Here is a 21,614-nt window from a genome sequence, read left to right as displayed (position 1 = left end):
AGACTGTCAGTCAGTTATTTGCCGCTTTCACGATAGATCACTTCTAGACAAAATGCACAAGGTTCATCATGTTCTCTGCGAGAACCGTATAAGTCATAACAAACATGAAATCCTTCTTCGTAAATCTTTTCTAAATTCATTCGTGATTTAGAAAGTTCTTGTTTGACCGATTCAGCGGGTGCATCTGCCACTTGGTTCAACTCACGAATGTGTTCACGTAAGCGTTGATTTTCCAATTCTAATGTCGTATTTTTTTCGACGATTTCTTGCAAAGACTGCTTCATTTCCGCTAGATTATTTAAGGAATTTTGCAACTCCGATTCTAACTGATTCAATCCGTCATATATTGATCGTTTGTCCATGCTCATTATGGTCACCTACTTATTTTGTCACTAGTTCTTCATAATCATATTCGATTGGTGTTTGCCGATCATGCAAACGGACTTTGATCACTCGGCTCAACAGATCCAGCCCAACCACACGTCCTTTGCCATCTGGCGTTTCAACTTCCTTGCCGCGATCCGGCAATTCTTTTTTCGCCCGCTCATATTCTTCACTTTCATACTTAAGACAGCACATCAAACGACCGCATAATCCTGAGATTTTCGCAGGATTCAAGGAAAGTCCTTGATCTTTAGCCATCTTGATGGATACAGGGATAAAATCCCCTAAAAACGTCGCACAGCATAGTTTGCGACCACAGGGCCCAACTCCGCCTAGTGCCTTCGCTTCATCCCTGACACCGATTTGGCGCAGTTCAATCCGGGTATGAAATTCACTTGCCAAGTCTTTGACTAATTCGCGAAAGTCAACACGGCTTTCTGCAGTAAACGAAAAAATCAGTTTTGTCCGCTCAAAGGTATAGGCTACTCGAATCAGTTTCATTGGCAACTGATGTGCGCGGATTTTTTCTTTTCCAATTTTTAACGCTTCATCTGCCGCCTTTTGATTGGCTGCTGCCTGTTCCAAATCTTTCTTCGTCGCCCGACGTAAGATAGGTTTGACTACCTGAGGCAAATCGCTCTCATTCATTTCTCTGCTTTTGGTGACGACTGTGGCAAGACATTTAGCATCTTGTGATTCCACGATGACTTGGTCATTTATAGTATAGGTCTGTTTTTTCGGTGTGTAAAAATAAATCTGGCCTACGTCATGATAACGCACTCCGACAACTTCGATCATCTCTGGTCTCCTTTTCCGGCTGCTGCGTTTTATCCATAGATGATTTTCACGGAAAATTGTTCTGCCACACCTTGGAAAGACACATTGGCTTGCAACTTTTTTTGTGCTTGCAATGCGGCTTCAATGGCACGATTGATCTCTTTTCCCCATAAACCTTGCCCCAACAATCGATCCCGCTCCTCTTGAAAGTAAAATAACAAGAGCAAAAAGATTTCTGATTGCTGATTTTTTTCTTTTGCTAGACCCAATAATTTTTTCTGAACAAAAATAAATGCTTGCGGGTCTTTCTTCAAAAGGTAATTCACCCAACGCTTAACAGCATCCTTAGTTTCATTAAACCATTCATCTTGCGAGATTTCAACTGCTTTATGATAACTATTGGTCAAGTGGCTTAGAAGTCGGCTTGTCTCTTTAGAAAGTCCCTCTTCTTGTAACTTTTCTTGCAGTTTTTCTTTTGACAAAGGAGAGAAATGAATGATCTGACAGCGAGACTGGATGGTTGGCAAAATACGACCAAGGCTCTCCGTTTCTAAGATCGCCAGAAAGTTTCCCACTGGTTCTTCTAAAAACTTTAGTAAACTGTTGGCAGCGCTGTTGTTCATTTTGTCAGCTTGAGACAAAATAAAGATTTTCAAACGGCTTTCAAAGCCGCTTTTTGAGAACTCCTCTTGCAGCTGTCGAATCTGGTCGACTTTGATCATCTGCCCATCAGGTTCAATTTGGATAACGTCAGGATGCTCTCCTTGGGCGATCCGTAGACAATTGCTGCATGCACCACATGGCGCTTCTTCTTGTACATTGGCACAAAAAAGGCGTTTTGCGAGCCATAGACTTAGTTCATGCTTGCCAGTCCCCTTGTCCCCTTCAAAAAGATAAGCATGAGCAATGCGCCCATGCTTGATACTTTTTTTTAGTTGGGCAAAAACAAGAGGCTGGTATTCTTGTAGAAATAACTCCTCCATGAAATGCTCCTTTTTTAATATTGATGGAATCCGTCAACTGGCAGCACGAATACGGTGGCGCCACCGACTTCGACTTCGACTGGATAAGGAACTTGACCATCTAAGGATATATCTAGTGACATCGGTGTCGAGACATATTGCTTTCTTGATTGACAGGTTTTTTTAATCAATTCTAACGCATCTTGCACACGGTCATCTTCAATACCAATGATAAACGTACTATTACCAGCCTTTAAAAAACCACCCGTTGATGACAATTTTGTAGCACGGATATTGGCATCAATAAACTCATTTGCCAAACGATTACTGTCTTTGTCTTGTACGATTGCCATAATTAATTTCATGGGACCATCTCCTTTGTGTTATCCAACCTACCCTAGATTGATTTGAAGTAAGCAGGATACGATTCAACGATTGCTGAATAGCTGGATTCAACAACTTCTTGTAACCCCATTCTAGCATCAATCTTATGAATGCGTACAGGATTTTCTTCCGCTAGCTTTAGATACGCATGACGAACCCGTTGATGAAACTCCAATCCTTCCGAATCTAGTCGGTCATATTGATGTGCACGATTTTCTTGGATGCGACGCAAGCCAGTATCAGAGTCAACATCTAGATACAAGGTAAAATCAGGGGTCGTTCCTTCCGTCGCAAACTCGTTGATCCGTGCGATCTCAGGAATCCCGATGCGACGTCCAGCTCCTTGATAGGCAAGCGAACTGTCAACAAAGCGGTCACAGATCACGATGTGTCCGGCGTTCAATGCCGGCAGGACAACCTCAATCAAGTGTTGGCGGCGTGCCGCTGCATAAAGTAAAGCTTCGGTCCGCTCATCCATTTCTTCATTTCGCGGATCTAAAATAATTTTACGAATTTTTTCAGCGATTTTAACTCCGCCAGGTTCTCTTGTTTTAACGATTTTTCTTGTTGCTTCAAGCTGTAACCGAGGATACAATTCTTCGATCACACTGGTTTTTCCAGCACCATCCGGTCCTTCGATGGTTATAAACAATCCATTCACCCTAATTGCCTCCAATATCTTTATAATTCTCGGCGACCTTCTACTGCTTTTAGCAAGGTCACTTCATCCGCGTATTCAATATCGCTGCCCACAGATAAGCCATGAGCCAAACGCGTGACTTTAATACCGGCAGGCTTGATCAAACGCGACATATACATCGCCGTCGCTTCGCCTTCCGTGGTCGCATTGGTCGCAATAATCACTTCTTTGACCTGATCATCATGCAGCCGCTGTATCAGGGATGCAATGTTGATATCTTCTGGACCTGTCCCTTCCATCGGGGATAACACGCCATGCAGCACATGATAAAGTCCATGATACTCGCGGACTTTTTCTAATGCCATGACATCTTTAGGCTCTTCAACTACTAAAATCGTTTCTTTGTCTCTTGTGGGATCACTGCAGATTTCACAAGGATCTTCTTCCGTTATATTTCCGCAAATACTGCAAAAGTGCAAATCTCGTTTAACACTAAGCAACGATTTAGCAAACTCATTGACGACTTCTTCTTTCATATCAATCGTATAAAATGCCAAACGTGTTGCGGTTTTTTGTCCAATTCCCGGCAGTTTCATGTAACTGTCGATCAATCGGGCGATCGGTTCAGGATATTGCACCGTCATTTCTCCTTTTATAGACCCGGAATGTTTCTTGTATATTTGCCCATTGTTTGTTCCGATTCTTTTTCAATTTTCTTTAATCCGTCATTGATGGCTAAAATGATCATATCTTGCAGCATTTCCACATCGTCAGCATCAACGATTGCTTCATTGATAGCAATGTCTTGTAACGTCTTATCGCCAGTAAAGGTCGCTTTGACATAGCCATTTGTCGATTCGCCGATAAATTCTTTGCTGTTTAGTGCTTCTTGTTCTTTCATCATTTCTTTTTGCATTTTTTGCATTTGTTTCATCATGCCTTGCATATTTCCCATGCCTCGCATCATTATTCATCACTCCATATTCATTAATTTTCTTCAATGCTGGTTAATTCACCAAATAACTCTTGCGCTTTTGTTACTAAGTCGTCATTTTCTGGTTCGACAGGAGCGGCTTCGGTCTCTTCTTGCTCTACTTCAATTTCTGACTCTTCCGTTGCTTGACCGCCAGCCAAAAACTCTTGTCGTAGCGTCGGCCAACTTTCTTTTGTAATAAAGACAGCCTGTGGGGCGTAGTCTTTGATCATACGGGACAATTGATTATGGATCATCAATTGAAACTCTTGGTCGTTACTTGCTCGCTGACATAAGATCTCATAGTCAAAAGCGATCACGACGCCCGATTCGCTGGCAGCTTTTGCTTCACTGGAGTGCAGCATAGCTCTTTGCGTCACGGAAAGAGACATCAAAAGATCGTCCCAAACATTACGAACATTTGCCAAGTCTTTCTTCGTTGCACTTTTCAGCACTTGGAACACGCGTTCCTTTGGTAAACGGAACGTAGTGGTCGCCTTGGTTTTCTTCACTGGCGCGGTGGTTTCAGCAACGGCACCTGTCGGTCGATTCTCTTGCAGTCGTTGCACCTCTGCCTGAAGTTTTTGCAGTGCTTGACGTAACTGCGCCACTTCTTGACTATTGTCAGCTGAATTGCTGGCAACAGCAGCACTTTCTGGATCATTGGCTAATTTGACCACAGCCACTTCCAAATAGATCGTAGGATTGTTCGTAAATCGTACTTCATTTTGCGTATCGTTTAAGACCGTGATCCAGTGATAGATTTTTGCTGGCGGGGTAATTTTTGCCAGTGTTTGAAACGCTTCAGTCAACTGCAGAGACTTTTCAGATAGCAGCTGCGGCGCTTGTTGATACATCAGCAAGTCTCGACAATAAACCAACAAGTTTTCCAATAAACGGCGGGCTTCTTTACCAGAGGCTAATAACTCCCGCAAGGTCGCTAACGCATCGGCAACTTCTTTTTCCCCACAAGCCTGCATCAGACGGTCCATCATTTCATAGGACAAGCTGCCCGTCACTTCTAAAGCATCTTGGGTCGTTACGGTTCCATCACTAAAAGCGATCGCCTGGTCGGTGATACTCAAGGCATCCCGCATACCGCCTTCTGCGGCTCGCGCAATGATCTGTAAAGCTTCTGCTTCGTAATTGATCTCGCTAGTAGTAAGGACCGTTTCCAAATGACCCACGATGTCTTGCGTATTGATCCGTTTGAAATCAAATCGTTGGGTTCGGGAAATAATCGTTGCTGGAATCTTATGGGGCTCTGTTGTTGCCAAAATAAAGACAACATTTTTCCGTGGTTCTTCCAATGTTTTTAGTAATGCATTAAATGCGCCTGTTGACAGCATGTGCACTTCATCAATGATATAAACTTTGTATTCTGCTTGGGTCGGTGCATAGTTCGCACGATCACGAATAAAGCGAATTTCTTCTACACCGTTGTTACTTGCCGCATCGATTTCGATCACGTCTTCTTGCGTTCCTGCTGTGATTGAGCGACACATGTCACACTCATTGCAAGGCTCGCCATTGACTTGGTTCGGACAATTGATGGCTTTGGCAAAAATTTTCGCTGCACTTGTTTTCCCGGTTCCTCGAGGGCCCGTAAACAAGTAAGCATGCGAGATTTGATTTTGATCGATTGCATTTTTTAAGGTTTGGGTAATTGCTTTTTGTCCGACAACATCATCAAAACGCTGAGAACGCCAAACACGATATAATGCTTGATAGGCCATAGTTTTCCACACTCATTTCAAAATTCGCTACCTTCTATTATACGTAATATCAGCTAAAAAAACCACCGTTTGCGTGGTGGAATCTTAAAAGAAATGGAAATTTAATTCGAAGAGCCATTCCGCGCGCTTTCACTCACTATATCCTTTTATTCCTCCCTATTTTCAAGAAAAAAGACCATTCCTCTTCTCCAACTTTAGACTGATAACGTAAATCTCACCTCCTATGGTATAATGAATCTACGTTCATCTATTGTGATGAAAACAATTTAAAGGAGGACTGAAAATGGGTATTATCAAAGCGGCAACAAGCGCAATTGGCGGCGGATTAGCAGATCAATGGCTAGAGGTGATCGAGCCTGACAATATGAGCGATTCGACAGTAATGACAAAAGGTGTCAAAGTGCGGCGTAATGACAAACGCGGTTCTAACAGAAAAGGCACGGAAGATGTCATCACTGATGGGTCAGTGATCCATGTCTATCCGAATATGATGATGTTATTGGTTGATGGCGGGCGAATCATCGATTATACCGCTGAAGAAGGCTACTATACCGTCAAAAATGAATTAGCGCCTTCGATGTTGAATGGTTCATTGAAAGATGCGATTTCTGAAACCTTCGACCGCTTTAAGTTTGGCGGCGTTACACCACAAAAACAACAAGTTTTTTATATCAATCTTCAAGAAATCAAAGGAATTCGCTTCGGTACTTCATCGCCTTTGAACTATTTTGACAACTTTTATAACGCAGAGCTATTCTTACGGGCGCACGGAAACTATTCCTTACGAATTACCGATCCAATTTTGTTCTATACGAATGCGATCCCAAAAAACAAAAGTCAAGTCGATATCAACGACATCAATGAGCAGTACTTAGCTGAATTTTTGACCGCCCTACAAACCGCGATCAACAAAATGTCCGCTGATGGCGAACGAATTTCTTACGTTCCATCTAAGAGCATGGAATTAAGCAAATATATGGGAACAGTTCTTGATGACAGCTGGCGAGAACTCCGCGGCATGGAAATCGTTTCTGTTGCCGTAGCGAGCATCTCTTATACGGATGATTCCGTAAAACTGATCAACATGCGGAACCAAGGGGCAATGTTAGGCGACCCTTCGATTCGTGAAGGCTATGTTCAAGGTTCGGTTGCTCGTGGTATGGAATCTGCCGGTAGCAATGCCGCTGGGGCTACGACTGGGTTTGTTGGCATGGGCATGGGGATGAACGCTGGCGGCGGTTATTTGAACCAAGCGTCTCAAAACAACCAGCAGCAGATGCAGCAGCAACAGGCTTCCGCACAAAACAGCGCAGATCATTGGGACTGTCCACAATGCGGCACCTCTAATACTGGTAAATTCTGCAGCAATTGCGGGACGCCAAAACCAACGAGCGATGGACCAAGCCTGAAAATGAAATGCAGCGATTGTGGTGAAGTGATCGATTTAGCCAACGGCATTCCAAAATTCTGTCCGAATTGCGGCAAACCTTTCAAAGGTGTCCCAGTAGACTAATTGAGGAGGATTGCTGATGGATGTTATCACACATAAGTGCCCCAATTGTGGGGGCGCTTTAACCTTTGAACCTGGTGATCAAAAATTTCATTGTCCATTTTGTCTGAGTATTTTTACTGAAGACGAAGTCACTGCCTTTGAAGAAAAGCAAAAAGAAGCGCAGATGGCCGATACTCCTGTCTCAGATCCTTCTGCAGCGACCGAGACTGAACCGTCCCTTCAAGAAGAAGTTAGAGAGCAAGCCGATGCACAAGCGGGGCAGATGGACCTTTTCACCTGCCCCAGCTGCGGTGCTGAAATCGTGACGGATGCGACTACAGCCGCAACCTATTGCTACTTTTGCCATAACCCGGTCGTTTTGTCGGGACGGCTTTCAGGAGAATTTTTACCTAACAAAGTCCTCCCTTTTGCCATCGAAAAGGAAGAAGCAACTGCGAAATTCTTAGAATGGGCGCAAAAGAAAAAATTTGTGCCACGGGATTTCTTCGATCAAGCACAAGTAGAGAAATTGACTGGTGTGTACTTCCCTTATTGGGTCGTCGATGCTGAGATGAATGGCTCGCTTTCAGGTATGGGTACCTCTTTGCGTATTTGGCGCGTTGGTGATATTGAATATACTGAGCACAAACAATACGATGTCTTGCGACGAGGAAAAATCAAGGTGAATGAATTGCTCAAGCATGCGCTGTCAAAAAACGTTCAGCAAAAAATGGTGACTGGCGTTCAGCCGTTTCCCCTTGAAAAAGCTGTTAATTTTCGCAGTCAATATTTAGCCGGCTTCCAAGCAGAAAAAAGAGACATTGAATACATTGATCTTTCTGACGAAGTCAAAAACGAATTATCGGGTTATGCTGAAAATCTGCTAGCAGGTACCGTCAATGGCTATACTAGTTTTAAACGCAACAATCGTTCCATCAATCTAACAAAAGAAGAAAACAACTACGTTTTGCTTCCTGTATGGCTAGTGACCTATCGAGCCGATGATGAAAACAAGAGTGCCTTTTATTATGCGATGAATGGGCAAACCGGAAAAGTCAGCGGTGTTTTACCGATTAGTTACAAGCGCTTGGGAATCGTCAGTGGCGCAATTTTCGCGGCAACGACCATCCTCGCATTGATTGGAGCGTATTTCTTATGAAAAAACTATCTTATTTGTTGTTACTGCTGGTTGGTTTTTTCTTAACCGCCCTGCCCGCCTTCGCAGCCGAAGAGACAGTCGCAGACCACGCTGGACTCTTTACCGAACAAGAGATCCAGAAGTTGAACGAAGAAGCAGAAGCGCTGAATGCAAAGATCAAAGGCGAAGTTTTTATTCAAACAACAAACAGCAATACGGGAGATATCGAGTTGTACACTGATCGATATCTTTCAAGACGGATCGGCAACGACAACAACGGTTCGGCATTGGTGATCGATATGGCGCAACGGAAATTTCACGTTTCGACTTCCGGAAATATGATCGATTATCTTACCGATTCACGTCTAGATAAGCTACTTGATGCGGTATTTGACCAGATGGCAGAGGGAAATTATTATCAAGCTGCATTGGTCTATCTGCAAAAAGCAGAGGGTTTTGTGGAAGCAGGTGTTCCTGCCGATCATTATCGTATCGATCGTGATACCGGAAAAATTACTTATTACAAAGTGATAACGCCACTAGAAATTGCTATTTGCTTAGCGATCGCGGCAGTGATCAGTATCGCTTTTTTCATCATTGTTAAATCCCGTTACCAATTAAAAATGGGCGGCTACAAATTTAACTATCTAGAAAAATCAAGTATTGATCTGACCCAAAAAGAAGATCGCTTAGTCAATTCCTTTGTCACAACCAGACGCATCCCCCGTCCTTCGAATAATGGTGGAGGCGGTGGTGGCGGTTTTTCTGGCGGCGGCGGTGGCAGTACGACCCACTCTTCTGGTGGCGGAACATTCGGCGGCGGCGGACGCAGCTTTTAATTTTTCAAGAGTTCCTTTAATCAGGAACTCTTTTTTTGTTGACAATTTTCATAAAAACATCTACTATTTAGGAAAATATAGGAAATGAGTTGATTTTATGTTTGAAATTATTAGAAACAATAAACTTTTTATCAGTTTGAGTAGTTTGCTAGTTTTTTTGACTGTCCTGACAAACCTCGCTTTCCCTTTACTTCTACAAGAAGATCACGCACTGCGCTTTGATCATCTCGTCGGCTTATTAGCGTTCATATTAAGTATCACTTATTGCGCGCAATTCTTATTGATTGTGATGAAAGAGCGCTATGCAGCTTCGATGAATGTTCGCCATCTCTTAGAATTGTTAAAAAAAATGAAAAGGAAGAGTTATGTAGAACTCTCTGAAAAGGAGCCCACTTATCTATTAAACCGCATCTTTGGCGTTGTTGATTCCTTATACTTGTTTATTTGCGGTAGTTTTAGCGAAGCCATTCGCTGCTTTTTCTTATTGCTGATCCCACTTTTTTTGTGTTTCCAATTGCATTATTTACTGGGTTTCATTTTACTATCGCTATTTCCCATCAATGTTTTTGGGTTTCGATGGATCAATCACCAGTTGAGTATTAAGATGAAAAATATGCAAGAAGCATTTGCTCTTAGCAATAAGGAAATGTTAACAACATTGTCCCATATTGATACAATGAAGCAATGGAGTGACGCTGTTCTTGAGCAGCTGTTTTCCTCTCGATTGACATCGATGTATCAAACATTAGCAAACACCAATACTTTTGCCCAAACGACTAGTTTAGTCCTTAATGCGATCAATCAGATCGCCCAGATCGGCGTCTATTTGTTTATGATTCAAGGAATATTACAAGATGAACTGCCAACCTCTGCGTTGATTTTGATTGGCGTGCTATTACCCATTTACTTTTCTGCATTAAGTGGTTTAACGAAAATCAATCTTGATACAGCTACTCTGAGGACCAATCAACGTTTTGTTAACGAAGAATTGGCTGCTCCCGATGACCGCTGGAACCAAACGTGTGAAGCTACTCTGAGTCTTACTTTCGACCACCCTGTCGTATCCATTGGCAACCACAGCTTTTCCTTTCCCATTGAAGAAACCTTGAAACCTGGTGAACATATTTACTTGGCTGGCGCTTCAGGAAAAGGAAAATCAACGTTTTTAAAGGCAATTGCTGGCCTTTATCCATCAGAAGGAATTTCGCTTTCAACGAAGAGTAAACGCATCAAGCCAAGAAACCCTGAAACAGATAAAACCCTCTACCTTGCTCAAGACCCTACGATTCTCTCTCGGACAATTGAAGAAAATCTTGTATGGGGAAGAAAAATGACGGGAGAAGAAAAAACAATTATCGAAACCTCTGGTATTTTAGCGCCCATTTTTCAACAGCGCTCATGGACTAGCAGGCTTACGGAAAATGGTGCCGACTTGTCTGGAGGAGAAAAGCAAAGAATCGCTCTAGCTCGCATATTATTAAGTGATGCCGAAATCATTCTTTTAGACGAAGCTACCAGCAGCCTTGATGATAAAGCTGCCGAAAAGATTATGAAGTGTTTAAAAAAACATGCAGAAAAACGCATGATCATCTATACTAGTCATAAGAAAGAGGAGCAACGCTTTTGTGATCGTACAATCGCTTTGTAGGAGGAACCGATGAAAGATTATTATACCGTTGAAGAAGTCGCTGAAAAACTGGGCGTAACGACTCGAACCATCCGAAATTATCAAAAGACCAACCAACTTAAAGGGACAAAAATTGGCGGGCAGTGGCGCTTTTCTTACAAAGATGTGGCTTCGTTGATGGGCGAACCATTTGAAGATCCCCTGCTTTCTTTTGCTTCAATACGTTCAGAAAAACAGATACCCGAAAGCTTACTTGCCATCGATTTCTTTATTGAATCAGAGGAATTGCTACAACAGCAAAAAAAAATCGTTATTGATGAGTTCAATGCACTTTACTCAGGGGAAAGTCGGCGTTTTTACTTTGAAAAAATCAACCCAACGATGGCACGATTTACATTGGTCGGACCGTTGAAATATGTAACAACCTTTGGACAGTGGATCGAAACAATACTTTCTCTCCCAAAGTAATCATCTGAGCGCCTGCTTTGAATTTAAAAGAAGAGACCCAATTAGGAGAATGTCTAATCAGGTCTCTTCTTTCTTTTTTGGAAGGCTTGTTGCACTCAGATGATTTCCTTAAACACAGAGAAATCAATATTGCCGCCGGAGACCAATGCCACAGTTTTCTTTCCTCGAAGCAAATGATCGATCTGTCCGCTTAAAATCGCCGCCGTACTTAATGCACCAGCCCCTTCTGCGATGACTTTTTCCTTCAATGCTAAGTAATGGATCGCTTGTTCGATATCGGATTCTTCAACTAAGACCGTTTCATCGATACGGGTCTTTAAAACATCATAGGTCAGTTCCCCTGCCAAAGCAACATCACAGCCATCAGCGATCGTTCTACTGCGGCGATTGGCTACTAGCTTTTGCTGCCAAAGTGAGGCGATCATGCCATAAACGCCATAGGATTGAACGCCGATGATTTTGACTTCTGGACGAAGTTCTTTTAAGGCTAAAGCAATCCCAGCAATCAACCCACCACCGCCGATGGGAATAATGACATTATCAACATCTGGAAGATCCTCCAACAGTTCGATCGCAATCGTTCCTTGCCCCTCCATTACTGCACGATCATCAAAGGGAGAGACAAATACTTCGCCACTATCTTTCATGGCGTCTAGTGTCAGTTGTTTGGTTTCATCAAACGTCTCTCCTGCTAAAACGACTTGTGCGCCATAACTTCTTGTCGCCTCTATTTTTGTTTTGGCAGCCGTTAATGGCATAAAGATTCGGACATTGATCCCCAGTAACGATCCGGCGAGAGCAACACCTTGCGCATGATTTCCTGCAGAACAGGCAATGACACCGCGAAGTTTTTCTGCATCAGTCAATGACGCGAGTTTGTTATACGCCCCCCGCGCTTTAAAGGAGCCGGTACGCTGTAGATTTTCTAATTTCAAAAATATCGTGCCCTCTTTTTCTTTGCCTAAAATATTACTTGGTGCAAGTGGTGTATGGATCATGATTGGTTTCAATCGTCGATACGCAGCAGCGATCCCCAGACTGTCCGTCAACACTTCCTCAATCACAAACGTTCCCCCTTTTTTGTTTTTTTATACTCTCATTGAAGCACAGAATTTGGAGAAAGACAAACTGATTCCCTCGCGTCGGTAAAAGATTTTCTCTGCTCCTTCACGCCCACGTGTTAGCTGATTTTTTACAGAAGAATTTTCAGAAAATAATGACATTTCTTTTCTGAAGTGCTATACTTAGAAAAATTAAAAAAGGGTGTGAACGAATGACAATCGATTGGTCAAATTTAGAGTTTTCTTATATCAAAACGCCATGGCGTTTTTTGGCAACATGGAAAGACGGTTCTTGGAATGAAGGCGAACTTACCGAGGATAATTATCTGCATATCCACGAGGGATCAACCGCTCTTCATTATGGACAGCAATGTTTTGAAGGACTAAAAGCCTACCGAAGAAAAGATGGCGGCATCAATTTGTTCCGTCCAGACGAAAATAGCAAACGGATGAACCGCAGTGCCTATCGCCTGCGTATGCCAGAGGTTCCTGAGGCCTTTTTCTTAGATGCGGTAAAACAAGTAGTAAAAGCAAATCAGGAATATGTTCCGCCTTATGGCAGCGGCGCCACCTTGTATATTCGTCCTCTATTGATTGGCGTCGGAGAAAATATCGGTGTCAGCCCAGCACCAGAGTATATTTTTACGGTTTTTTGTATGCCGGTCGGACCTTACTTTAAGGGCGGATTGACACCAACCAATTTCATTGTTTCTGATTATGATCGCGCGGCACCAAATGGTACTGGCGCAGCCAAAGTGGGTGGAAATTATGCGGCGAGTTTGTTACCTGGATACGAAGCCCATCAACGGAAATTTTCCGATTGCATCTACCTTGATCCAGAAACGCATACCAAAATCGAAGAAGTCGGTTCTGCCAACTTTTTCGGGATCACGGCTGCTAATGAATTTGTGACACCAAAATCTCCTTCTATTTTACCAAGTATCACAAAATATTCATTGCTGCATCTAGCGCAACATTCATTAGGATTGACCCCTGTGGAAGGTGATGTTTATCTCAATGAGCTGGATCGTTTTGTCGAAGCGGGTGCCTGCGGAACAGCTGCTGTTATTTCCCCGATCGGCGGGATCCAAAACGGCGAGGATTTCCATGTGTTCTATAGCGAAACGGAAGTTGGTCCACAAACAAAAGCATTGTATGACCAATTGACCGGCATTCAGTTCGGCGATATTTCGGCACCAACCGGTTGGATCTTTGATGTTCCATTGGATTAAGCGAACCGGGCTACATCCTCTTCAACCGAACGATCACTACGGACCGTTCGGTTTTTCTCTTTCTATCGATCAATTTATCATCACTGCATCAGAATTGATTGCCACAACTCTTTTGACTTGTTACAATCATAGCAAAGGGAGGCGTAATGATGGGCAAACGATTCGGCTATTCTTTGCTAGCAACAGCCTTGTATTTGGTGGTTTCCAATATTGGTAATCTCGTTTTTGGTATTAACCGCAGCTTTAGTTGGACCACAACGTTGTGGGAAGCATTTTTCTTTTTTATTTTCGTGTTCTTATTCCAACAATTTCGAAAAAAATAAGCAGCGATCCTCGCTCATAAAAAAACGAGGATCGCTGCTTATTACTTTTGGCTCTATAATTTATGGGACTGATGAATCAGAATTGATTCTTCAGTCCCATTTTCATTTTAGGTATTAAAAAACATATCGTTCTCTAGTATGATTAAATCACCACAAAATAAACAACTGAGAGGACGATATGCTATATGAATGATTCTATCAAAAAAATGCTGAGAATAATAGAGAAAGATTTGATGATTATAGAGGTCTCTTACGAGACCCTTCAGAAGAAAAAGACGTTGGTCGTCGATGCTGTTCTCTCGCCTACTCCTCGTGCTTGTAGAAGTTGTGGTTCTACTGTGGTAGATGGAAACGGGAAAGCAATTATAGTGAAAAATGGGAAGAAGGAAACGATTGTCCGTTTTGAACAATACAATCATATGCCTTTGGTTATGCGCCTAAAAAAGCAGCGCTATACCTGTAAAAACTGCCGAACCCATTGGACTGCTCAAAGTTATTTTGTCCAACCCAGACATTCAATCGCAAATCATGTTAGATATAAAATTGCTTCTTTACTGACTGAAAAAGTATCTTTATCTTTTATTGCGAAAAGCTGTCAGGTATCTTTGACCACCGTTATTCGTACATTGAAAGAGTTTAAAAGCTATTTACCAAAGCAATCTAAGAAGATTCTCCCCAGAGTATTGATGGTTGATGAATTTCGTTCGCATGCTTCCATAGAAGATAAAATGAGCTTTATTTGCGCAGATGGCGAAACAGGAAAATTAATAGATGTTTTGCCTACGCGTAAATTACCTCGATTAACAAGCTATTTCTTAGGTTGTACCAATCCAGAAGAAGTAGAATTCTTGGTGACAGACATGAACGCCGCCTACTTCCAGCTCACCAAACGTGTTCTGCCAAATGCGAAAGTAGTGATTGATCGGTTTCATATTGTCAAACACATGAATCAAGCGTTCAATGAGTTGCGTATCCGTGAAATGAATGAACTTCGTAAAGCGGGACAGAAAAGCCAGGCAGAAAAACTGAAAAAGAACTGGCGCTTTTTGCTAAAAAATCGTGCAAACATCAACCATTATGAATACAAAACATGGAAAAGTTTCCGAGCACCAAAATACCCATTTCTTACTGAAGCAATGATGATTGATCGATTGCTTGAGTTTTCTACGCCCCTGAAGGAGGCGTACCCCTTTTTTCATGAATTAGTTGAAGCCTTTCGAGACAAAGACCCTGACTTATTTTTCTGCATATTGGCAGAACTTCCCGAAACGTTAGATGACGGCTTTCGGGAGAAGCTTCAAAACCTTCTGACTTATGAAGAAGGCATCACCAACGCAATGATCTATCCTTATTCCAATGGAAAAATAGAAGCGAAGAATACCCACATAAAGACAATGAAACGAGTATCCTACGGATTTAAATCATTCGAGAACATGAGAATTAGAATCTTTTTGATCAATCAATTAATCAATGTAAGATAACAAAAAATCTGAGCCAGAATGTGGTTCATTCTGACCCAGATTTGATTTTGCACAACTCATCAGTCCTTATTGACAAAGAGCCTTACTTTTTAGGAATCTCAGCCTCTAACAAAAAAAGCGCCAAACCCCTTCATACGAAAGGATTTGACACTAAGAAAAATTATTTAACTGTTACTGAAGCGCCAACTTCTTCTAAAGCTGCTTTCAATGCTTCAGCTTCGTCTTTAGAGATGCCTTCTTTAACTGCTGAAGGAGCTCCGTCAACGACTGCTTTCGCTTCTTTCAAGCCTAAGCCAGTTGCTTCACGAACTGCTTTGATAACTTTAACTTTTTGATCGCCAGCTGCAGTCAATTCTACAGTGAATTCAGTTTGTTCTTCAGCAGCACCAGCATCGCCAGCTCCACCAGCTACAGCTACAGGAGCTGCAGCAGATACGCCAAATTCTTCTTCGATAGCTTTAATTAAATCGTTTAATTCTAAGATTGTCGCGCCTTTTAGCTCTTCGACAATGTTTTCAATGTTCAATGCCATTTTGTTTTCCTCCATTTAAGTAAGTAGTTTAGTTTTTAATACTGAAAAATTATGCGGCAATTATGCTGCATCTTCTTCTTTTTCTGCCACTGCTTTGACAGCGTAAGCCACGTTGCGGATAGGTGCTTGTAGCACAGATAGCAACATAGAAAGAAGTCCTTCGCGGTTTGGCAATTTCGCCAATGCAGTAATTTCTTCCAATGAAGAAACTTTGCCTTCGATGATACCGCCTTTGATTTCTAAAGCTTTTGCGTCTTTTGCGAAATCGTTAATGATTTTTGCAGGTGCAACAACGTCTTCGTTACTGAATGCTACGGCAGTAGGGCCAGTGAATACTTCACCTAAACCTTCTAGACCAGCTTTTTCAGCAGCACGAGAAAGAATTGAGTTTTTGATAACTTTCATCTCAACGTTTGCATCACGCAATTGTTTACGTAAGCGAGTTACTTCATCAACAGTTAGTCCACGGTAGTCAACAACGACTACAGATGCGGCTGCAGAGAATTTTGCACTCACTTCATCAACGATCGCGGATTTTTTAGCGATAGCTGCTTCACTCATTTATATTTCACCTCCTGATTTTGATGGAAGAGTTTCTTCGAAACAAACTGTTCCTTTGTCCTATAAAGGACAATAAAAAAACTCTATGCCACCGTAGACATAGAGGGACTATTGAAGATTCTCAATAAACGTCCTCGGTAGGAAATTAAGGCAAATGCCACCTACTGTCTTCGGTACAGTTAAACTTTTAACCTTGACTACCTTACCACAGATAAGGTAGTCAAGTCAATAAAAGTTTTGAATTTTTGTATTAAATTAGAAAGAAGCTTGTTCTACATGGATCCCAGGACCAAATGTTGTTGTAACTGAGATATTTTTCATGTATTGCCCTTTTGCTGCTGAAGGCTTAGCTTTCAACAATGTTTCATGGATCGTTTTGAAGTTTTCAATCAATTTGTCATCTTCAAAAGAAACTTTTCCGATTGGTACGTGGATGTTCCCAGCTTTGTCAACACGGTAAGTAACTTTACCAGCTTTTACTTCGTTAACTGCTTTTGTTACGTCCATTGTTACTGTACCAGTTTTAGGGTTAGGCATCAAACCTTTAGGGCCTAATACACGACCTAATTTACCAACAGTAGCCATCATGTCAGGCGTTGCAACAACAACGTCAAAATCGAACCAGCCACCTTGGATTTTTTGAACCATATCGTCGTCACCAACGAAATCAGCACCAGCTGCTTCTGCTTCTTTGGCTTTATCGCCTTTAGCAAAAACTAAAACTGTTTGTGTTTTACCAGTACCGTTTGGTAATACTACCGCGCCACGGATTTGTTGATCCGCTTTTTTAGGGTCTACGTTTAATTTGTAAGCAACTTCAACCGTTGCGTCGAATTTTGCAATATTTGTTTCTTTTGCCAAAGCTACTGCTTCTTCAACTGAATAAGCTTTTGTAGCATCAACTTTTTTCAATGCTTCTTGCATTTTTTTGCTTTTTTTAGCCATTTTGTTTCCTCCTTGATGTGGTTATAACGGTAGAACCTCCCACGTGTCCCATATTTTTCAATATGAAGCCGACTGAGAAGCTACTTCCTTAGGGCTGTAATTATTCTACAGTGATCCCCATGCTTCGTGCAGTTCCTTCAACCATGCGCATTGCTGCTTCAACGTCAGCTGCGTTTAGGTCTTCCATTTTCAATTCAGCGATTTCTTTTACTTGATCGCGTGAAACTTTTGCAACTTTTGTTTTGTTTGGTTCGCCTGAACCTTTTTCAACGTTTGCTGCTTTTTTCAACAATACTGCTGCTGGTGGTGTTTTTGTAACGAAAGTAAATGAACGGTCTTCGTATACAGAGATCACTACTGGAATGATCAAACCTGCTTGATCAGCTGTACGAGCATTGAATTCTTTAGTGAATCCCATGATGTTGATACCCGCTTGACCTAGCGCAGGACCTACCGGCGGAGCTGGTGTTGCTTTACCTGCAGGAATTTGCAATTTAACGATTTTTTCTACTTTTTTTGCCACGAGACATACCTCCTTGAGTCCGTGATGTGGTTAATTGGAGATCCAAATTTCTCCTCCCACTTTGGTGATTCATGTGCACACACAAAAAACGTGTGACGAAAGCACACTGGAATATTATAGCATCTTTATGGAATAATTCAAGGTTTTTCAGCTGATTTTTTTGAAAAAATGCTCACCAGCGCTTTTCGTTAGTCCATCGCTAAAAAAAGAAATAAAAATCACTTGCTTTTGGTCTGCTTTTTTCATTCTCTCATTTTTTTATGCTACACTACTACTGGAATTCTTCCCTATTCGTTTACTACTATCGAGGTGAAAAAAATGGAACAATTAAAATACCGCAGTGTATTTGACATAATCGGACCCATCATGGTGGGTCCCAGCAGTTCTCATACCGCCGGTGCTGCCCGGATCGGAAAAATCGTTCGCAGTATTTTTGGCGAACAGCCAGACAGTGTAGATATCCTGTTGTATGAATCGTTTGCTAAAACCTATCGCGGTCATGGAACCGATATTGCGTTAGTTGGCGGTCTCTTAGGCATGGAGCCAGATGATGCTCGCCTAGCGGACTCTTTAAAAATCGCTTATGAGAAAGGGATCGAAGTCTTATTCGTCCCTAAAAAAGAAAAAGCGGAACATCCGAATATGGTCAAGATGATTTTGACAAAAGGTAGCCACAAACTATCTGTCACTGGCATCTCGATCGGTGGTGGCAACATTCAAATCTCAGAGCTTAACGGCTTCAAAATTTCTCTGACACTGGGTACCCCTACTTATGTGATCGTCCATCAAGATGTTCCGGGAATGATTGCGAAAGTAACCAATTTACTATCAGAGGCTCAAATCAATATCGGTACGATGACCGTTACGAGAGAAGCTGTCGGTGATAAAGCAATCATGATCATCGAAGTCGATCAGCGCAATGATCAGCTGGCGCAACAAATCAAAGTTTTGCCGCACGTTTACAGCGCTGCGTATTTTGATTAAAGGAGATAAGCACATGTTCTATACAATAGAAGAGTTAGTCAAAGAGAGTAAAAATTATCCTTCCGTTGCAGAGATGATGATTGCGATCGAAGCAGAAAATACTGGTCGTAGTCGCGAACAGATCCTTGCAATCATGGAAAAGAATTTAGTTGTTATGGAACAATCAGTCGCTGAAGGTGTCGCTGGTGTAAAATCGGTGACGGGATTGACCGGCGGCGATGCGACTCGCATGAACGACTACCTTGCTGCCGGTGATTTTTTAAGCGGAGAAACCATTCTACAAGCGGTCCAAAATGCCATTGCAGTCAACGAAGTCAATGCGAAAATGGGATTGATCTGTGCAACACCGACTGCCGGTAGTGCGGGTGTTGTTTCTGGTGTATTAATGGCCGTACGTGAGCGTTTGGCACTGACTCGAGCGCAACAAGTCGACTTTTTGTTTACAGCCGGCGCCTTTGGTCTGGTGATTGCCAACAATGCCTCGATTTCCGGTGCCGAAGGCGGTTGTCAAGCAGAGATCGGTTCTGCTAGCGCAATGGCAGCGGCGGCTTTGGTTTGTGCAAAAGGTGGCACCCCCCACCAAGCGGCTCAAGCGGTGGCGATCACCCTCAAGAATATGATGGGCTTGATTTGTGACCCTGTCGCGGGCTTAGTCGAGGTCCCCTGCGTGAAGCGCAATGCCCTGGGATCTTCCCAGGCCTTTATCTCTGCCGACATGGCATTAGCAGGAATCGAAAGTGTCATCCCACCTGATGAAGTGGTCTTAGCGATGTATCAAGTAGGACGACAAATGCCTAGCATTTTCAAGGAAACGGCTGAAGGTGGTCTAGCCATGACGCCGACTGCCCAACGCCTACAGGCAGAAATCTTAGAAGCCAATCGTTGATGTTTTTTTAGAAATGAACACGAATAAAAACCAACCAAGAACAACCAATCGTTGCTTGTTCTTGGTTGGTTTTCATTTTCCCATGATTTCCAGCGACAAAAAGACAAGTACCCCCGTTTGTTAAACAAGTAACAAATGACATTGGCGGTTTTTCTACTCCCACTCGCCGACCCTATAGTGTTTCTTTGGGGCAACGGGTTTTAATACCTTCACAGGCTCGGAAAATTTAGGTTTTCCTTCTGTTTGATCCAATGGGACCAATGGCTGCTCGCTTTCTTGTGCTTTCAAGTCCATTTGTGGTTTTTCATCCTTGGTAGCTTGCGCCTGATCGGCTGATTTTTGCCAAAGCTGTTTGCTGAGATCCAATAAGGGAATGATCATCATGGCGACTAGCCCGCCAGAAAAACCATTGTTATACAGATTCAAACCTCCATGTAAGAAATCAATATTCAGTACCATTGAGGCGTGCACAAAACCGACCACCAAGCCGCCTTTCCAGCCATAGGCATTTGTTACTGCACAGAGCATCATCGCAAAAATCGCTGACGTGACTGTAACCGTCTCGTTGATGGTGTATACGCTCAATAGATTGGCAATCGTCACCCCTGCCAATAAAGGCAGCGAGTTAAAGACATGAGAGCCACAAGCAGAAAAGCCGATGACGCAAAAGATCGCACCGATAACTGGTCCATTTAAAACCGCACCAATACTGACGACATATGCCACAAGCAAAAACGTCATCAATCCCATGTTGATCATCGTATTATAAACGCCGGTATCACGTAAGATATCTCGTTCGATTTTGCCACTATGAGACCAAATCGCTCGCATATTCAATCGTTTTTTCTTGATTGCCATCAGCGACCCATAGCCTACGAACACACTTCCTAAAACCAGCATCATGAGAATCAAACGCGGCTGCTGTTCTTGCGACACCAATGTTCTTAGCTCAATCGTTAGGCCAAACATCCGACAGATAGCGGCGACTAATGTACACAACATTCCTGAAGTGAATCCAGCACTGTATAAACTGACGCTTTGAAAAAGTCCTTGAAAATATAAGGCCATGGGAACCATCAAAAAACCGGTAAAAATTCCAATACCGTACCCCATCACCAAGCTAAAATAAGGCGGTAGTGAGTCATTGAATGCAAAATAGCTGACGATTGGAGAAACCGACGATCCATACAAGGCAATCAACAGAAATTTTTTCAATGGTTCATTCATAAAATACGAATACAGACGGACGCCTAAAAATATCGGGATAAAATTTAGTAGATTTTTCCCAAAAAAACCATACCCAGTCACCATAAAGATAGCAGACACCGCGCCTCCTGTGATCGGCACCCGATAATGATAGCAAATCGAGATCGCTACAAACGTCATCAAACTGCTGTTTAATAAAGCCGACCCTACAGAAGTCATAGCAATATAATCTGTCACAAGATGACTTTCCGAAAATAAAATCAACTTGAGCTCTTCGACTGCCACCCTTGGATCGAAAAACAACATGGCAAAGAAAAACAGCAGCAAATTAAAAAGAAACAACAAGCTATACCCATTATGTACAGAGATCATCCCTTTAGTATGGGGATGAAAATCATTGTGAAACTTTACTCTAAAAAAAGCAAATAATTTTGACATAAGACCCCTTCCTCTTATAAAG

The 21,614-nt window shown here is 42.4% G+C and carries 24 protein-coding genes and 1 other annotated feature; of the genes, 10 read left to right on the top strand and 14 right to left on the bottom strand.

From position 1 onward, the window contains the following. Positions 1–14: 14 nt before the first annotated feature. From IGJ01_RS06860 to dnaX, 8 genes are read right to left on the bottom strand one after another with little or no spacing between them, the layout of a single operon-like run. Positions 15–362, bottom strand: a complete 348-nt coding sequence (locus tag IGJ01_RS06860) for a DNA replication initiation control protein YabA (protein ID WP_077452675.1) — start codon at positions 360–362, stop codon at positions 15–17. A gap of 19 nt (positions 363–381) precedes the next feature. Then, positions 382–1,182, bottom strand: coding sequence for a PSP1 domain-containing protein (locus IGJ01_RS06855; RefSeq protein WP_005236620.1), 801 nt, complete (start codon positions 1,180–1,182; stop codon positions 382–384). A gap of 29 nt (positions 1,183–1,211) precedes the next feature. Continuing rightward, positions 1,212–2,144 (bottom strand): DNA polymerase III subunit delta', encoded by a 933-nt coding sequence (holB, locus tag IGJ01_RS06850; protein WP_005236622.1) that lies wholly within the window; start codon positions 2,142–2,144, stop codon positions 1,212–1,214. Between the two features lie 14 nt (positions 2,145–2,158). Next, on the bottom strand, positions 2,159–2,488 hold the full coding sequence (locus IGJ01_RS06845; RefSeq protein ID WP_005229817.1) for a cyclic-di-AMP receptor: 330 nt from the start codon (positions 2,486–2,488) through the stop codon (positions 2,159–2,161). A 32-nt stretch (positions 2,489–2,520) separates the two neighbouring features. Continuing rightward, positions 2,521–3,168, bottom strand: coding sequence for a dTMP kinase (gene tmk, locus IGJ01_RS06840; protein WP_005229815.1), 648 nt, complete (start codon positions 3,166–3,168; stop codon positions 2,521–2,523). A 20-nt stretch (positions 3,169–3,188) separates the two neighbouring features. Next, positions 3,189–3,785, bottom strand: coding sequence for a recombination mediator RecR (recR, locus tag IGJ01_RS06835; RefSeq protein ID WP_005229813.1), 597 nt, complete (start codon positions 3,783–3,785; stop codon positions 3,189–3,191). 14 nt (positions 3,786–3,799) lie between these two features. After that, complete coding sequence (locus tag IGJ01_RS06830; protein WP_005236633.1) at positions 3,800–4,114, bottom strand: YbaB/EbfC family nucleoid-associated protein; 315 nt, start codon at positions 4,112–4,114, stop codon at positions 3,800–3,802. 20 nt (positions 4,115–4,134) lie between these two features. Next, a complete protein-coding gene (gene dnaX / locus IGJ01_RS06825; protein ID WP_016621226.1) occupies positions 4,135–5,856 on the bottom strand; it encodes a DNA polymerase III subunit gamma/tau in 1,722 nt (573 codons plus the stop codon). 283 nt (positions 5,857–6,139) lie between these two features. On the opposite strand from dnaX, the gene IGJ01_RS06820 reads away from it, so the two are divergent. The 5 genes from IGJ01_RS06820 to IGJ01_RS06800 all read left to right on the top strand — a co-directional run bounded on the left by IGJ01_RS06820 (position 6,140) and on the right by IGJ01_RS06800 (position 11,420). After that, the gene (locus IGJ01_RS06820; protein ID WP_016621227.1) at positions 6,140–7,369 is read left to right on the top strand and encodes an SPFH domain-containing protein; all 1,230 of its coding nucleotides are present in this window, start codon (positions 6,140–6,142) and stop codon (positions 7,367–7,369) included. Between the two features lie 16 nt (positions 7,370–7,385). Continuing rightward, positions 7,386–8,507, top strand: coding sequence for a hypothetical protein (locus tag IGJ01_RS06815; RefSeq protein WP_008381609.1), 1,122 nt, complete (start codon positions 7,386–7,388; stop codon positions 8,505–8,507). Further along, positions 8,504–9,325 (top strand): TPM domain-containing protein, encoded by an 822-nt coding sequence (locus IGJ01_RS06810; protein ID WP_005236637.1) that lies wholly within the window; start codon positions 8,504–8,506, stop codon positions 9,323–9,325. Before IGJ01_RS06815 ends, IGJ01_RS06810 begins: the two co-directional genes overlap by 4 nt. A 97-nt stretch (positions 9,326–9,422) precedes the next feature. Continuing rightward, positions 9,423–10,973 carry an ATP-binding cassette domain-containing protein gene (locus IGJ01_RS06805; protein WP_430601549.1) on the top strand — a complete coding sequence of 517 codons (1,551 nt, stop codon included), beginning with the start codon at positions 9,423–9,425 and terminating at the stop codon, positions 10,971–10,973. Between the two features lie 9 nt (positions 10,974–10,982). After that, positions 10,983–11,420 carry a helix-turn-helix domain-containing protein gene (locus IGJ01_RS06800; RefSeq protein WP_008381614.1) on the top strand — a complete coding sequence of 146 codons (438 nt, stop codon included), beginning with the start codon at positions 10,983–10,985 and terminating at the stop codon, positions 11,418–11,420. 95 nt (positions 11,421–11,515) lie between these two features. Here IGJ01_RS06800 and IGJ01_RS06795 read toward each other — a convergent pair whose 3' ends face one another. Continuing rightward, positions 11,516–12,484: a pyridoxal-phosphate dependent enzyme gene (locus IGJ01_RS06795; protein WP_086332249.1), complete on the bottom strand. Its 969-nt coding sequence runs from the start codon at positions 12,482–12,484 to the stop codon at positions 11,516–11,518. Positions 12,485–12,693: 209 nt separating this feature from the next. Here IGJ01_RS06795 and IGJ01_RS06790 point away from each other — a divergent pair, with 209 nt between their 5' ends. The 3 genes from IGJ01_RS06790 (at position 12,694) to IGJ01_RS06780 (ending at position 15,517) form a co-directional block, all read left to right on the top strand. Further along, complete coding sequence (locus IGJ01_RS06790; protein ID WP_244733476.1) at positions 12,694–13,713, top strand: branched-chain amino acid aminotransferase; 1,020 nt, start codon at positions 12,694–12,696, stop codon at positions 13,711–13,713. 149 nt (positions 13,714–13,862) lie between these two features. Further along, positions 13,863–14,036 (top strand): hypothetical protein, encoded by a 174-nt coding sequence (locus IGJ01_RS06785; protein ID WP_005236653.1) that lies wholly within the window; start codon positions 13,863–13,865, stop codon positions 14,034–14,036. Between the two features lie 185 nt (positions 14,037–14,221). Continuing rightward, positions 14,222–15,517 (top strand): ISL3-like element ISEfa11 family transposase, encoded by a 1,296-nt coding sequence (locus IGJ01_RS06780; RefSeq protein WP_429972316.1) that lies wholly within the window; start codon positions 14,222–14,224, stop codon positions 15,515–15,517. 160 nt (positions 15,518–15,677) lie between these two features. Here the strand turns inward: IGJ01_RS06780 and rplL are convergent, their stop codons facing one another. The 4 genes from rplL to rplK form a co-directional block, all read right to left on the bottom strand. Beyond that, positions 15,678–16,049, bottom strand: a complete 372-nt coding sequence (gene rplL / locus IGJ01_RS06775; protein WP_003127081.1) for a 50S ribosomal protein L7/L12 — start codon at positions 16,047–16,049, stop codon at positions 15,678–15,680. Between the two features lie 60 nt (positions 16,050–16,109). Next, a complete protein-coding gene (rplJ, locus tag IGJ01_RS06770) occupies positions 16,110–16,610 on the bottom strand; it encodes a 50S ribosomal protein L10 (protein WP_005236672.1) in 501 nt (166 codons plus the stop codon). A gap of 65 nt (positions 16,611–16,675) precedes the next feature. Continuing rightward, positions 16,676–16,802 (bottom strand) — a sequence feature (ribosomal protein L10 leader region). Positions 16,803–16,865: 63 nt separating this feature from the next. Next, entirely contained in the window at positions 16,866–17,555 is a 690-nt protein-coding gene (gene rplA / locus IGJ01_RS06765; RefSeq protein WP_005229790.1) for a 50S ribosomal protein L1, read from the bottom strand. Positions 17,556–17,655: 100 nt separating this feature from the next. Continuing rightward, complete coding sequence (gene rplK, locus IGJ01_RS06760; RefSeq protein ID WP_005229787.1) at positions 17,656–18,078, bottom strand: 50S ribosomal protein L11; 423 nt, start codon at positions 18,076–18,078, stop codon at positions 17,656–17,658. Positions 18,079–18,396: 318 nt separating this feature from the next. Here rplK and sdaAB point away from each other — a divergent pair, with 318 nt between their 5' ends. Together sdaAB and sdaAA are read left to right on the top strand one after the other, a co-directional pair. Beyond that, positions 18,397–19,062, top strand: a complete 666-nt coding sequence (gene sdaAB, locus IGJ01_RS06755) for an L-serine ammonia-lyase, iron-sulfur-dependent subunit beta (RefSeq protein WP_005229781.1) — start codon at positions 18,397–18,399, stop codon at positions 19,060–19,062. A 13-nt stretch (positions 19,063–19,075) separates the two neighbouring features. Further along, positions 19,076–19,948: an L-serine ammonia-lyase, iron-sulfur-dependent, subunit alpha gene (sdaAA, locus tag IGJ01_RS06750; RefSeq protein WP_244733409.1), complete on the top strand. Its 873-nt coding sequence runs from the start codon at positions 19,076–19,078 to the stop codon at positions 19,946–19,948. A gap of 153 nt (positions 19,949–20,101) precedes the next feature. Here sdaAA and IGJ01_RS06745 read toward each other — a convergent pair whose 3' ends face one another. After that, a complete protein-coding gene (locus IGJ01_RS06745) occupies positions 20,102–21,592 on the bottom strand; it encodes a DUF1576 domain-containing protein (protein ID WP_244733408.1) in 1,491 nt (496 codons plus the stop codon). Between the last annotated feature and the right edge of the window lie 22 nt (positions 21,593–21,614).

The organism is Enterococcus sp. AZ089, from assembly GCF_050547225.1.
In the GTDB taxonomy this organism is placed as follows: Bacteria; Bacillota; Bacilli; order Lactobacillales; family Enterococcaceae; genus Enterococcus_D; species Enterococcus_D entomosocium.
The sequence above is the reverse complement of the archived record's forward strand: the minus strand, read 5'-3'. Positions and strand labels throughout refer to the sequence as shown.